10 protein-coding genes are annotated in these 13,647 nt (G+C 53.2%); 7 read left to right on the forward strand and 3 right to left on the reverse strand.

Annotated features, from left to right (window positions below; all coding sequences use genetic code 11):
* Nucleotides 1–12 precede the first annotated feature (12 nt).
* The 4 genes from ACYVAD_RS09095 (at nt 13) to ACYVAD_RS09110 (ending at nt 6,867) form a co-directional block, all read left to right on the forward strand.
* The gene (locus ACYVAD_RS09095) at nt 13–1,749 is read left to right on the forward strand and encodes a sodium:solute symporter family protein (RefSeq protein ID WP_461139187.1); all 1,737 of its coding nucleotides are present in this window, start codon (nt 13–15) and stop codon (nt 1,747–1,749) included.
* Nucleotides 1,746–3,797 carry a glycoside hydrolase family 2 protein gene (locus ACYVAD_RS09100; RefSeq protein ID WP_461139188.1) on the forward strand — a complete coding sequence of 684 codons (2,052 nt, stop codon included), beginning with the start codon at nt 1,746–1,748 and terminating at the stop codon, nt 3,795–3,797. Before ACYVAD_RS09095 ends, ACYVAD_RS09100 begins: the two co-directional genes overlap by 4 nt.
* On the forward strand, nt 3,772–6,069 hold the full coding sequence (locus ACYVAD_RS09105) for an FAD-dependent oxidoreductase (RefSeq protein ID WP_461139189.1): 2,298 nt from the start codon (nt 3,772–3,774) through the stop codon (nt 6,067–6,069). Before ACYVAD_RS09100 ends, ACYVAD_RS09105 begins: the two co-directional genes overlap by 26 nt.
* Nucleotides 6,070–6,207: 138 nt before the next feature.
* Entirely contained in the window at nt 6,208–6,867 is a 660-nt protein-coding gene (locus ACYVAD_RS09110; protein WP_461139190.1) for an SGNH/GDSL hydrolase family protein, read from the forward strand.
* A gap of 55 nt (nt 6,868–6,922) precedes the next feature.
* On the opposite strand, the gene ACYVAD_RS09115 is transcribed toward ACYVAD_RS09110, so the two are convergent.
* On the reverse strand, nt 6,923–7,696 hold the full coding sequence (locus ACYVAD_RS09115; protein ID WP_461139191.1) for a DUF2490 domain-containing protein: 774 nt from the start codon (nt 7,694–7,696) through the stop codon (nt 6,923–6,925).
* A gap of 149 nt (nt 7,697–7,845) precedes the next feature.
* On the opposite strand from ACYVAD_RS09115, the gene ACYVAD_RS09120 reads away from it, so the two are divergent.
* Entirely contained in the window at nt 7,846–8,682 is an 837-nt protein-coding gene (locus ACYVAD_RS09120; protein ID WP_461139192.1) for a sugar phosphate isomerase/epimerase family protein, read from the forward strand.
* 91 nt (nt 8,683–8,773) lie between these two features.
* On the opposite strand, the gene ACYVAD_RS09125 is transcribed toward ACYVAD_RS09120, so the two are convergent.
* Both ACYVAD_RS09125 and ACYVAD_RS09130 read right to left on the reverse strand, forming a co-directional pair.
* Nucleotides 8,774–9,865: an acyltransferase family protein gene (locus ACYVAD_RS09125; protein ID WP_461139193.1), complete on the reverse strand. Its 1,092-nt coding sequence runs from the start codon at nt 9,863–9,865 to the stop codon at nt 8,774–8,776.
* Nucleotides 9,866–10,225: 360 nt separating this feature from the next.
* Nucleotides 10,226–11,302 (reverse strand): hypothetical protein, encoded by a 1,077-nt coding sequence (locus ACYVAD_RS09130; protein WP_461139194.1) that lies wholly within the window; start codon nt 11,300–11,302, stop codon nt 10,226–10,228.
* A gap of 200 nt (nt 11,303–11,502) precedes the next feature.
* On the opposite strand from ACYVAD_RS09130, the gene ACYVAD_RS09135 reads away from it, so the two are divergent.
* Together ACYVAD_RS09135 and ACYVAD_RS09140 are read left to right on the forward strand one after the other, a co-directional pair.
* Nucleotides 11,503–12,426, forward strand: coding sequence for an OmpA family protein (locus ACYVAD_RS09135; protein WP_461139195.1), 924 nt, complete (start codon nt 11,503–11,505; stop codon nt 12,424–12,426).
* 328 nt (nt 12,427–12,754) lie between these two features.
* Nucleotides 12,755–13,546, forward strand: a complete 792-nt coding sequence (locus tag ACYVAD_RS09140; protein ID WP_461139196.1) for an SDR family NAD(P)-dependent oxidoreductase — start codon at nt 12,755–12,757, stop codon at nt 13,544–13,546.
* The last annotated feature ends 101 nt before the right edge of the window (nt 13,547–13,647 follow it).

Raw genomic sequence — 13,647 nt, forward strand, 5'->3', positions numbered from 1 at the left:
CCTGAACCCACTATGAATACAACCATTGATACCTTCGTCATCCTCGTGTTCTCCGCCTTTGTGCTGGGTATCGGGATGCTGTTCGCCCGGACGGGGCGCAATCTGAAGTCGTTCTTCGCGGGGGGCGAAGCGGTGCCGTGGTTTATCGGCGGCCTTTCGCTCTTCATGAGCTTTTTCTCCGCCGGTACGTTCGTGGCCTGGGGTTCCATCGCCTACAAACATGGGTGGGTGGCCATCACCATTCAGTGGACCATGTGCATCGGTGCGCTGGTTACGGGGCTGTTTCTGGCGCCCCGCTGGAAGCGTACCGGTGCTCTGACGGCGGCTCAGTTCATCCGGGAGCGGCTGGGAGCTACGGTGCAAAAGGTCTACATCTTCATTTTTACGCTGGTTTCCCTGTTCATCAAAGGGTCGGTGCTGTACCCGGTTGCCAAACTCGTGAGTGCCTCGCTGGATCTGCCGCTGGTGCCCTGTACGATTGGCCTGGGTATTTTCATGATCGCCTACACCGCCGTCGGGGGGCTTTGGGCCGTAATGGTGACGGATATTCTGCAATTCGTTGTCCTGTCGGCGGCCGTGTTTATTCTCTTGCCCCTGTCGCTGGACCGGGTGGGCGGATTCGAGAGCTTTTTGCAGCGCGTACCCGAGGATTTTTTCAGCCCGCTAAACGGCGAATACACCATGGGCTTCATTATGGCCTTCGTGCTGTATCACATCTGCTACATCGGTGGCAACTGGACGTTCGTGCAGCGCTACACCAGCGTCGATAGTCCCAAATCGGCCCGAAAAGTGGCCTTTCTGTTCGCTGGTCTCTACCTGATCAGCCCGGTTATCTGGATGATGCCGCCCATGATTTACAAGGTCATCAACCCTGCACTGACGGGTCTGGACACGGAGAACGCCTACCTGATGATCTGCAAACTGGTGCTACCGCCGGGGCTACTGGGCCTGATGCTGACGGGCATGTATTTCTCGACCTCTGCCAGTGCCAATACCGCTCTGAACGTCGTATCGGCCGTGTTCACCAACGATGTATACAAAACGCTGATCAATCCGGCAGCTTCCGACAACCAGCTGATCCGGGTAGCGCGGGGCTCGTCCTGGGTGTTTGGGCTGGGCATGATTGGAATTGCCCTACTAGTACCGGCGGCTGGCGGCATTGTCGAAGTGGTGCTGAGTATCTCGTCCATCTCGGGCGGCCCATTGCTGGCTCCGCCACTCTGGGCGCTGTTCTCCAAACGCCTGACTGGCCGGGCAACGCTCTGGATCACCGGTATTGGACTGACCGTCAATCTGTTCTTTAAGGTGCTTTCGCCTTGGCTACTGGAATTTAAACTGACGCGTGGAGCCGAAACGATGATTGGTATCGGCCTGCCGCTGCTCCTGCTGCTGGGGTATGAACTCTGGGCGCGGTCGAGGGATCAGGTGGCGCGGGAAGAGCTCCGGTACCGGATGGCCCGTCAGCAAAAGATAGATGAGGCCAACGAAGAGGGGCAGGGCGAAGAAGCGCTGGAAACCAAACGGCAGAATCGGTTCGGAATGCAGGTTATTGCCGGGGCGCTGGTTTTTACGGCGCTTATCCTCTTTATCCTGAGTCTGTTGACCACGCAGGGAGCTGGCGCAACGGCGGGTATTGCTGTCGTCATTCTGTTCTCGGCGATCATTCCCTGGCGGGCCGCCCAGCGAATCAGCCTGTCAGTAGCTACGCCAGAAACCCAACCATTCGTTAAGTCAACCACCCCGTTATGATCGTTTTTCGTCGTCTGCTGATACCGCTGGCTTATCTGTTGTTTAACCTGCCTGCTTTTAGTCAATACACCATTCGTCAACCCGACGCAATTCCGCTACAGGGCGAGTGGTACTTTACTATGGACCCTGCCGAGGTTGGGGCCGAGCGGAAATGGTTCGCGCCGGAGTTATCGCTGGCCCGCTGGGACAAGGTGACTGTGCCCCACTGTTTTTCGGTCGATCCTCGCTACCAGTTTTATACGGGCACTGTCTGGTACCGACGCATTATTCCCTGGCAACCCACCGCCGGCAAGCGGGTGTTGCTGCATTTCGATGCTGTTTATTACCAATGCACCGTCTGGCTGAACGGACAGAAAGTCGGTACGCACGAAGGGGGATACACACCATTTCAGCTTGACATAACCGACCAACTGAAGGCTGATAATAATACGCTGGCGGTTTCGGTCAACAACAACACCTGGCGTCCCGGAACCATCCCTGGTGCCAAAGACAACGGCGAACCCAACGACCCGTTTATGGGCTGGCTCAACTATGGGGGGCTCATCCGCCCAGTTTACCTGACTGTTGAGCCAGCGGTGTACGTCGACAACGTCAAGGTTGAAGCGGTGCCCGATCTGGCGAAAGGCACGGCTACGTTGCGGGTAAAAACCCGGATTCGTAATGCGACCGGTCAGGTAGTAGCACCGAAGCTGGCTTTTCTGGTACAACAGGATGGAAAACCCGTCGCGGTGAAATGGACGGCCCAAACCGGCTCGGTAGCCGCGGGTCAGACGGGCGTACTGGAAGCTGAAACGGCGCTCAAAGCCGCTGATGTCAAACTGTGGAGCGTGGATCAGCCTACGTTGTACGCCCTGCGGGTGACTACCGGCGACGATACGGTACGGACCAACTTCGGCATTCGGAAAGTGGAGGTACGTAATACTCAACTGTTGCTCAACGGGCAACCCATCAAAATGGCAGGTGGGAACCGGGTGGTGGATTACCAGGGGCTGGGTTCACTCGAACCCGACTGGGTGGTGGAGAAAGACATGCGGCTGATGAAAGAAGCCGGAATGGAACTGCAGCGTCTGACACACTACACCCCCTCGGAAACAATCTACGACTGGGCCGACCGGAACGGGATGCTGATTATTGCCGAAGCGGGTAACTGGCAGCTGACACCCACCCAGATGGACAACGACACGATACGGGCTAAATTCCGGCAGCAGTTTCGGGAGATGGCCGAGCGTGACTGGAATCACCCCAGCGTAATTGCCTATAGCGTCGGAAACGAATACCTTTCTGAACAGCCCGCCGGGCAGCGGTGGACAAAAGACATGATTGCCTACGCCCGCGAGCTGGACCCCACCCGTCTGTACACCTTCGCGTCGATGCGACTGAATATCCTGCCGAAGAAGCCCGAAGACGAAGCCTCGCAGTACTGTGATTTCGTGTCGACCAATACGTACGGGAATCACCTAGCAATCCTGAAACACATTCACGCGCTCTATCCGAACAAACCCATTTTTATCAGCGAATACGGAACCCGCGCCGACGGGAAGGATGGTGAAGCAGGGCAGGTGACTCATCTCAACAAATTCCTCAGCGACGTGCGGCAGCTACCCTACGTAATTGGTGCATCCTGGTGGGCGTTCAACGATTACCAGAGCCGGTATCAGGGTACCAACGCCAACGGCTACCGCCCCTGGGGATTGGTTGAGCCCGACCGTAGTAAGCGACCGCTCTACAAAACCCACCAGACCGGTATGGCTCCGCTGACGGTGGAGCGGGAAAGCTGGACGCCTGGTCCGGCGGGTGTTCACACGCTCAAGCTGCGAATTACGGCACGGAATGATTTTCCCGCCTATGCCATCCGGCAGTATAAATTGAAAACCAACAACCAGACGGTGTCGATTCCGGATCTCCAGCCGGGGCAAAGCGCTGAACTGACCCTGTCCGTTCGTGGCTTTGAGAAGACACTTACGATTGAGATTGTCAAACCAACGGGCTTTTCTATTCTTACGCAATTAATTGATTTAACGAATGATACGCGAACAAGCAGTCGATAGTCGTCCGCTAAAGACAGTACGGCACGAAGCAGATTTAGTGGTGATAGGAGGAGGGTTGTCGGGTGTTTGCTGTGCCATTACGGCAGCCAGGGCAGGTATTCGCGTGACATTGGTGCAGGATAGACCGGTGCTGGGTGGTAATGCTTCGTCAGAAGTACGGCTCTGGGTGCTGGGCGCTACGTCGCACATGGGTAATAACAACCGCTGGGCGCGGGAGGGGGGCGTTATCGACGAAATCCTGCTCGATAATCTGTACCGCAACCCGGAAGGAAACCCACTCATTCTCGATACGATTCTACTGGAGAAGGTTATTGCCGAACCCAATATCAAACTGCTCCTGAACACGGCGGTGTACGACGTTGCGAAGGCCGATGCGACGACGATTACGTCGGTAAAGGCGTTTTGTAGCCAGAATAGTACGCAATACGACCTGGTGGCCCCGCTGTTCTGCGACGCGTCGGGGGATGGTGTCGTCGCGTTTCAGGCCGGGGCTGCCTTCCGGATGGGCGCTGAACCACAGGCTGAGTTTGACGAAAAATTCGCTCCTTCCGCCGAGTACGGCGAGTTGCTGGGCCACTCCTTGTATTTCTACACCAAAGATACCGGCAAGCCCGTGCGGTTTATTCCGCCAGCTTATGCCTTGCAGGACATCACCAAAATTCCGCGTTATCGTCGTTTTAACGCCAAAGAGCAGGGGTGCCAGCTCTGGTGGCTGGAATATGGCGGTCGGCTGGACACCGTACACGATACGGAAGCGATCAAGTGGGAGCTTTGGAAAGTGGTATACGGCGTCTGGAATTATATCAAAAACTCCGGCCAGTTTCCAGAAGCGGAAACGATGACCCTGGAATGGGTCGGTCAGATACCGGGTAAGCGCGAGAGCCGCCGGTTCGAAGGCGATTACATACTCCGTCAGCAGGATATTGTCGAACAACGCACCCAGCCCGACGCCGTAGCGTTTGGCGGTTGGTCCATCGACCTGCACCCCGCTGACGGCGTTTTTTCTGAAAAACCGGGCTGCAACCAGTGGCACAGCAAGGGTATTTACGGAATTCCGTACCGATGCTATTATAGCCGGAACGTCAGCAACTTGTTCCTGGCCGGGCGGATCATCAGTGCGTCGCACGTCGCGTTTGGGTCGTCGCGAGTGATGGGCACAAGCGCCCATGGCGGGCAGGCGGTGGGCATGGCGGCTGCGCTCTGCACGCGCGATGGACTGCTGCCGCGCGATCTGAACGAGCCCGGCCGGATGCAGGAACTGCAACGGGAACTGTTAAAAACCGGGCAGCACCTTCCGGGTATCCAACTGCGCGACGAAAGCGATCTGGCCAGGCAGGCTAGCCTGAGCGCATCGAGCCAACTGGTGCTGAATCAACTGCCGCCCGACGGCCCACTTCAGCCGCTAACGTCATCCTCGGCGCAGATGCTGCCCGTTCCCGCCGGACCGGTGCCGCAACTGACCGTGTTCGTTACGGCCGATCAGGATACTGAGCTGACTATTGAGCTGCGCCGAAGCCGCCGGGCAGATAATCACACCCCCGACGTAACGCTGGAAACATTGACACTGCCGCTGAAAAAAGGCAGGCAGGAACTGAAGCTGCCGTTCACTGCCGTGATCGCCGAGCCGTGCTACGTGTTTGTTACGTTCCTGAAAAACGAGCAGGTGCAATTGCAATACAGTCAGCTGCGCGTAACGGGCGTCCTGTCGGTTTTTAACAAAACAAACCCTGCCGTATCGAATTACGGCAAGCAGGAGCCAACGGAAGATATTGGCGTCGATACGTTCGAATTCTGGTGCCCCGAACGGCGACCAAAAGGCCATAACATCGCTATGCGAATCGAGCCGGAGCTGAACCTGTTTGGGGTAGAAAACCTACGAAACGGTATCCAGCGCCCAACAAATCAGCCGAATGCGTACGTTGCTGATCCCGCCGATCCCAACCCGACGGTGACGCTGACCTGGCCGGAAACACAACGTATCGGTTGGGTAGAGTTGTGTTTCGATAGTGATTTCGACCATCCTATGGAAACCGTCCTGATGACTCATCCGGAAACGGCGTCGCCGTTCTGCGTTAGTGACTACGTGCTTTGCAACGATCGTCGGGAGCAGGTAGTCAGCACTACGAACAACTACCAAAGTCGTAACACAATCCGTTTCGATACGCCCCTGCAGACAAGTAGTCTGACCGTCCATTTGAAAGGCGTCAACGGTGATGCGCAGACGAAGTCGGCACCGGCGGCTCTGCTAGAAATTCGGTGCTACGAAGAATAATGGGACGTTTCGATTGCCGCGAAAAACGCATCGGGTAGAAGCAGGGACGAACTGACTTTACAGCGGTAATGATAACCTACAAGGGCGAATCACTATTTTTGACGGGCTTTTTTAACCGCTGCTATCATTACTAAAACCATGCGTACCGGCATCTATTTATTTGCGTTTATCCTGCTGCTGTCAACAGCATTTATCAGTAAACCAACCCGGGTCATTTTCTTCGGGGATTCCATTACCCAGGCGGGCATTAACCCCGGTGGGTACATTGACATGTTGAAAAAGGTGCTGCCAGCCGATCAGTTTGAACTCATTGGGGCCGGAATCGGCGGGAATAAAATTTATGACCTATACCTGCGGATGGAGGATGACGTGCTGGCCAAAAAACCGGACGTGGTTGTCATCTGGGTAGGCGTCAATGACGTATGGCACAAAGCTAGTAGCGGTACTGGAACCGACCCCGACAAGTTTGTCCGGTTCTACGAAGCGGTGATTAAGAAGCTCCAAGCGAATAATATCCGAGTGGTTCTTTGCACGCCCGCGGCTATCGGCGAAAAAACGGACATGACCAACCAGCAGGACGGTGATCTGAATCAATACAGCGCCTTTATCCGCGACCTGGCCACCCGCAACAACCTGCCGCTGGTCGATCTGCGGAAAGCGTTTCAGGAGTATGACCTGAAAAACAACCCCGAAAACAAAGACCGGGGTGTGCTGACTACCGACCGGGTGCACCTTAACGAAAAGGGCAACCAGTTCGTCGCTGATCAAATGAAAGCAGTCCTGACGGCTGCGAAATAAATTGTCGAAACAAACCATTGGGCGTAGCGGCATTCGGGTATCAGCTTGGGTGCCGCTACGGCTTTTTTGTGAAATCGAAATTGTAAACGAGGTTCAGGCGGAAGCCATTATTGATCTCGTAAACAGGTCGGTTTGAGGTCGGTTCGGGGGTGGCGTGCTGCTTAATCTGATTGATAAAATTAAGCTCTAGTTTCATGTCATCCCGGATCTGGTAGCCTGGTCCAATCGAAAGCCGGTTCTGATTAAAGATGTCGTTGCCCACGTTTTTGCCGAAACCGATGAATAGTTCGGCGAAGAAATTAGCATAGAACTCCCCGTCGTCAATACGTTGACCATCGAGCGGGAACTCGCCCGAAATCTGGTAACGAATCCGATGTTGAAAATCCCAGTCGACGATGTCGCGTGGATTACCATCAGCTCCTACGCTCAGCCAGCGCTGTTCGAGCCGGAAGCGGTGCGATAGATTAACAATCCCAACCGGGTTGCTGATTTCCAGGTCCTGGTAGGAGCGGTGCTCAAAGGTGACTTCGGGATCTTCGGGATAATCGCCGTAGGGATACGTAATAAGATTCGTGTAGCCGCCCCCAACTGTAAGCTGGTCGGTCAACTGATAAGTAGCCCCAATCCGGGCCAGCCCCTGCTGCCAGATTTGGAGAAAATTCGTACGACGCCACTGGTATTCGGTATGGAGTTCCCAGCGCTTGCTAAGCTTATGATCGCCATTATACGTGAACCAGCCAATCGGGTTGTGATCCAATAGACGGGTCTGCTGGGCCGATGCGTAATGAGCGATCAGAAGTAGAAAAAATAGTAAAAAAGTTAATCGCATGAACTAGGACCAGTGACAATGTACTGGCTAGTGTAACCGTAACTCGCCCATAAGGTTAACCAATCGATTACTGAATCAGCAGTAGATCGCTACAATGGGTTGCTTACCTTAGCCGGGAATCGGTGCTATAGAGCCCGGCGAAGAACTTTATGAACACGAGACGTCAATTTCTAAAAACAGCGGGTGGAGCAACCCTCGGAGCCCTTTTAGTACCCCGGATTAGTCAGGCCGCTACCGTTAAGGATGTCGGTATTCAACTGTATACCGTTCGCAAGGAAATGCTGGAGGATGCGGTGGGTACGTTGAAGGAGCTGGCTAAAATTGGTTACAAAGAGCTGGAATCGGCCCGAAGTGTAAAAGGACTTTATTACGGGCTACAGCCAAAAGAAATGAAAAAGATAGCCAGCGATCTGGGGATGACGTTACGGAGTGGTCACGTAGCCATCGACGACAACTGGCAGAAAACCGTTGATCAGGCGGCCGAGTCAGGACAGGAGTACCTCATCTGCTCATCACTGCCGTCGGAAGGGCAGACAGTTGATAACTACAAACGTTGCGCTGATACGTTCACGAAGGCCGCTGACGTGTGTAAGAAGGCCAATATCGTCTTTGGATACCACAACCATGATTATGAGTTTCAGAAAGTCGACGGCAAACCCCTCTACGATATTCTGCTGACGAATACCGATCCAAAGCTGGTGAAAATGGAACTGGACCTGGGTTGGGTTATCGTCACGGGGAACGATCCCATCACGTACTTCAACAAGTACCCCGGTCGGTTCCCGCTCTGGCATTTGAAGGATATGGATCGGGCGAAACAGGAAAGTACTGAGTTCGGTAAGGGGAATATCAACATCAAGCAGATGCTGCAAAATATGAAGAAGTCGGGGGTGAAGTACTTCTTTGTTGAACAGGAAGAATATCCCAAAACGGCAATGGAAAGTGCTCGTTATGACTTCGACTACCTGGCGAAGCTGGACTATTAATAACCACCCGTTACGTTCTGAATGTAATACAAGCGCCCCCAATGACTTCGCGTCATTGGGGGCGCTCTGGCTAAACTGAATTGGCTTCTGGCTAAGCAACAACGGTTTCAGGGGCGGGCATGACGACTTTTGGTCGGCTTGGTAAGGCTCGCTGAAGAAGCAACTGCATAACCGGCTTCTCAAGATGCTGATGTAGGTATACGCTCAACCACGTGATAAAGACCGTCAGGGCCAGATTTAGGCCCAGAATAAAAAACGGATCAGGTACCAGCGGTTTAATGAGTTTGTTGGCGATGATCAACGCAGGGAAGTGGATCAGGTACAACATATACGAAGCATCTCCGATCTTGCCCAACCAAACTGGATTTCTCAACCGGTTCTGGCTGTCTAAGCCAAGCACACCCAGCAAAAGCATAAACGATGCGCTTCCAAAGACTAACACGCGCTGGAGGTGATCTTCGTTAGCGACTGTCGAGTAGAAAAACACGACTATCAGGAAAGCTGTCCCAAAGAGGGTAAAGCTTTGTGGTACGGAAAGCGTTTTACGTTGAGAAAGATACCAAGCCAGTACACCCAGACCGAACTCCAGATTGAACGGGCTTAGTAAAAAGTCGCCGAGAAAAGTGCCCGTTACTGGCTCGTGCATCAACAGCAGCGTTCCCAGGCCAATGCCGGTCGGAACGATCCATAGCCGGGGCGATAAAATAAGCAGACTGAAAACGCCGTAAAAGTAAAGCTCATGACTCAGCGACCAGCTTACACCGTTTACCGCGTCATGTTCCGGCAGGAGGAGCGCGGTTGATGACCAGTGCGCAAAAACATCCAGAAACGAGCCCGTTGGTATCTTGTCTGCCGACCCCGTCAGCATAACACCCACCAGCGTCGGGAGTAGCACGAGCCAATACATGGGAAAAATGCGAACGAGTCGCTTGAGCCAATAAATACGAAACGTAACGGGCTGACCAATCAGGTTTTTGCTGCTATGGGCAATTACAAAGCCACTGATAACGAAGAACAGGTCAACGCCAGCATAGCCCTGCGAAAAGAAGTTGTTCAGGACTGGTAGCTGGTAATTTTTGTCCAGCAGCATGGCCAGGTGAAAAAACACGACCAGCAGACAAGCGATGGCCCTAAGCCCCTGGATACCTGAAAAATAAGTCGAGTGGGTAGAAGGTGTCACCATAGGCTTAGGAAAGAAATACAAAGTGAAGTTATGTTGACCGTAATCGAGTGGATGAAAACTACTAGTATTGATTAAGGCACTATAAGCAAATATCTATCCAGAAATACTTTTTCCTGGAAGTCTTCTGCACCTAAAGAAAATCTTAGTGCTATTGGGGGTAAATGTTTGTTAATAAAAGCATTAGAGGAGTTTTATGCGCGTACATCAAGAAGCTCATTGTACAGAAAAAACTTAAACGCTACTAAAGACAAAAGCCCCTCAAGGATGATCTATCCTTGAGGGGCTTTTCAAAACTATATGGTAGTGTACGTCTGTATCAAACAACCCGTGCAGCTCGTGTTTGGCGCTTAGCTCACTGTATCAGGCTGCCATCCGTAACGAAGGAGATTCTGGCTGTGATTCAGTCATGGGTAGAATAAGACTATTCATCCGTTCCCGAACGAAGCTTTCCTGAAGATAAGCAGGCAGCTTGGCAACCAGTTGCCGGTATGCAGTTGCTCCCAACGCCTTGGCGATATACGCTTCGTGCACAGCGTTGACATGAGCTACGATGTTGACCAGACTCTGGTGAAACAGCTTCACGTCAATTTCCGAATCGACAAAACGCTCGATCTCTCGGTTGGTCGACGAAATACGTAGCCGACTCAGCATATCAAAATACGTCGTGTAACCAATCTGCTTGGCCAACTGCTTATATTGCTCAACGCTGAATTTTTGCAGAATTTCTCCCGTCTTCGGGCTACGTAGCGCCGTCTTTGGGTTATTCTGAATCGATGCCCGTAGCGCTTTCACGCGCTGGTCGCGGGTGGTTTTTAAAAACTGAGCCAGCTCAGCCTGTGCCATACCCGAACGCGATGGTAACAGCAGATCGGTTTTAGCTGCTACGCTAAACCGTTTGGCCATTGGTAACCGTTGAATGCGGTAGCTATTGATTGGCCCCAGCGCATAATAACCAATCGAAGCCGGATAGTAACCCCGTACGACGGCGTTGCCAATCCGCTTCCGGATCACTTCTTCATTACTAACATTGATACCCTGCACGGCCAAAAAGGCACGGGCGCTGAACAGGGCGCTGTAATACGCCTGCGGGAACGTCCAGTGCAATGAGCTCTGTAGGTACTGCTCGTCGTTGACAACAGGCGTAATCCGCAGCGCGTACTCGGCGCTCCAACTGTTCAGGAGTAGCTTTTCCAGGGCTTTCCGGTTTTCGTCGGTGGAGCGACCGTAGAACTGCTGAAAAACAGGAAATTTAGCCAGATCACTAAGGTCGTTCTGATGCTGGATGTGGTAATCCATAGCAAAGAAGTGGTTCAGAAATACCTGCGCGGGAATAGACTTACGCCAGGTCTCGTCCTGTGGCAAACTGGCCGCTGGAGTAGACGAAAGCGGAGCCTGAACGCTCGTAGAATGGTTCGAAACTTGGGTTCTCTGTGTCATACATTATTAACGAAAAACCCGTTTCTATCGTTCGTTAGTAAAGGATTATTTTAGGTGTGTAAGTAGTCTGTAAATCAATTGATTGAAAACAAAAAATGCCTTGAATTTCAAGGATTGTCAATAGCCTTTAAAACCGGCCTCGTACAAGGCTTTTTCAAAGGTTGTGCGTACTTTTGGGGTTCGAATTACGTTGCCTATACATGACGAAATGGATTAAGGTTTTATTGATCATTGGCTCCTGTACATTCATCGATTTATTGGCTCCGGAGAGTAAGGGCCAGACTCGAATTCCTCCTTCCTCGTCCGATGGGCTGGCGCTGCTGAAGGGATCTGTACTGGACGGCCAAAGTCGTAAACCACTCGTTGGTGCAGTTGTCAGTGTCAGAAGTCAGACCGGAACGATGCGGGCGCAGCAGGTCGCTACCGGAACCGATGGTTCGTACCAGCTTAGACTTGATCCCAGACAACCCTACACGATCGTTACGCAGGCCGACGGTTACGCGACTCTCGAAGAACAACTGATGCTGACGTCAACGTACGTAGATCAGATACAACGGCAGCCGGTATTCTTGTACCGGAAAGGAACAATACCACCCGTTGCTGTCGCTAAAGTACCGACCCCGGCGAAAGCGCCTGCTGCCACTCAGCCGCAGCAACTGCCGCAGGGCGCTGTTGCAACTTCATCGTCTACTCCGGTAAGTTCGGGGTCTCCTGCCATTCCCCCTAAAACGCTGGACGCTAAAGTCGTCTATACGCCACCGCTCGTGGTTGCTCCGGTCGGTAAAGCGACACAACTACGCGCCATCCAGTTCGTGCAGAGTAAAGCCGAGTTGTTACCCGATGCTCAACCCGCGCTGGAACAACTGCTGGCGTTTATGAACAGCAATCCGTCTACCGAAATTCTGCTGGCTGGACATACCGATAATCAGGGCGATTTTGACGAAAATGTCCGGCTGTCCAAGCAACGGGTCGATCTGGTCAAAGATTATCTGGTGAAGAATGGAATAACGGCCAGCCGGATTACAACGCGTGGCTACGGACCAACTCGTCCAACTGCCAGCAACAATCACGAAGCGTCGCGTCAGCAAAACCGCCGGGTGGAAATGATCATCACAAAACAGTAGACCAAGAGTATTCGCACCATCGAAAAACCCTGGAAGCTCAACGTGAGAAAATCGCTGTAGTAATCGTCAATAGTGACAAATACGACTTTCAGCTGACCTTTTTCTGAACGGTTTGATTGGTAACCCTGACCAGCGTACATTGGCCAGATGTTGTATGCCAGCGTAACCAAGGGGGGGCAATAAATAAACTCTACCTCCGTAAGGCTGCATTCATTCCTGACTATTCTTGACGATTGATGACCAAACTCGGTCAGGCACCGATGCTGCCTACAAAAGCCGCTCGTCTCATGCCGTTATCAAGCAGGCAATCTGAACTCCATAGATACGTATGAACCAACTTCCCCCAGAACATAACATTTTAGACCTGTTCCGGCTCCACGGGCAAACGGCCCTGGTGATCGGTGGGAACCGGGGACTGGGCTTGGCGATGGGGCAGGCACTGGCCGGGGCGGGGGCCAATCTAGTCATTGCCGCGCGTGACGAAGCAACCAACCGTCAGGCTGAGGAAACGCTCCGCTCGCGCTATGCCATTGAGTGTATCAGCACAGTGTGCGACGTAATGGATGAGAACAGCGTCAAGGCTGCGGTAAGCCGAACCGTCGACCGCTTCGGCAAGATCGATATCCTGATCAACTCGGCGGGAATCAACATACGGGGGGCCATTGAGGAGCTTTCACTCGATGAGTTTACCCGCGTGCAGCAGGTGAATGTCACCGGTACCTGGCTGGCCTGTCGCCAGGTGGTGCCGATCATGAAGCAGCATGGCTACGGCCGGATTATCAATATGGGGTCGATGCTGGCGCTCATTGCCCTTCCCGACCGAACGCCATACGCCACCAGTAAAGGCGCTATTCTACAATTGACCCGCGCGCTGGCCCTGGAAGTAGCCCAGGCGGGCATTACCGTCAACGCCATCTTGCCCGGTCCCTTCGCAACCGAGATAAATCTGCCGCTGCTGAACGATCCCGCCAAGTACCAGGCGTTTATCGATAAAATTCCGATGAAACGGTGGGGCGAATTGCACGAGATTGGCGGCATTGCACTTTACCTGGCTAGCCGGGCCTCCAGTTATGTTACGGGGTCTGGTTTCTCCATCGATGGGGGATGGGTAGCCCAATAAGAGTGGGTTCTGGCGATGAATCCTTCGGCAGTTAACCGGCACGATAAAGCCCCCGGTTCGTACCTGGTGTCGACTGCCAGTCAGCAGCAATACCTGATATG

It is taken from the genome of Spirosoma pomorum (genome assembly GCF_054776615.1).

Coding starts and splice junctions, on each gene's coding strand:
- ACYVAD_RS09095 (WP_461139187.1), top strand. CDS start 13: ATGAATACAACCATTGATACCTTCGTCATCCTCGTGTTCTCCGCCTTT.
- ACYVAD_RS09100 (WP_461139188.1), top strand. CDS start 1,746: ATGATCGTTTTTCGTCGTCTGCTGATACCGCTGGCTTATCTGTTGTTT.
- ACYVAD_RS09105 (WP_461139189.1), top strand. CDS start 3,772: ATGATACGCGAACAAGCAGTCGATAGTCGTCCGCTAAAGACAGTACGG.
- ACYVAD_RS09110 (WP_461139190.1), top strand. CDS start 6,208: ATGCGTACCGGCATCTATTTATTTGCGTTTATCCTGCTGCTGTCAACA.
- ACYVAD_RS09115 (WP_461139191.1), bottom strand. CDS start 7,696: ATGCGATTAACTTTTTTACTATTTTTTCTACTTCTGATCGCTCATTAC.
- ACYVAD_RS09120 (WP_461139192.1), top strand. CDS start 7,846: ATGAACACGAGACGTCAATTTCTAAAAACAGCGGGTGGAGCAACCCTC.
- ACYVAD_RS09125 (WP_461139193.1), bottom strand. CDS start 9,865: ATGGTGACACCTTCTACCCACTCGACTTATTTTTCAGGTATCCAGGGG.
- ACYVAD_RS09130 (WP_461139194.1), bottom strand. CDS start 11,302: ATGACACAGAGAACCCAAGTTTCGAACCATTCTACGAGCGTTCAGGCT.
- ACYVAD_RS09135 (WP_461139195.1), top strand. CDS start 11,503: ATGACGAAATGGATTAAGGTTTTATTGATCATTGGCTCCTGTACATTC.
- ACYVAD_RS09140 (WP_461139196.1), top strand. CDS start 12,755: ATGAACCAACTTCCCCCAGAACATAACATTTTAGACCTGTTCCGGCTC.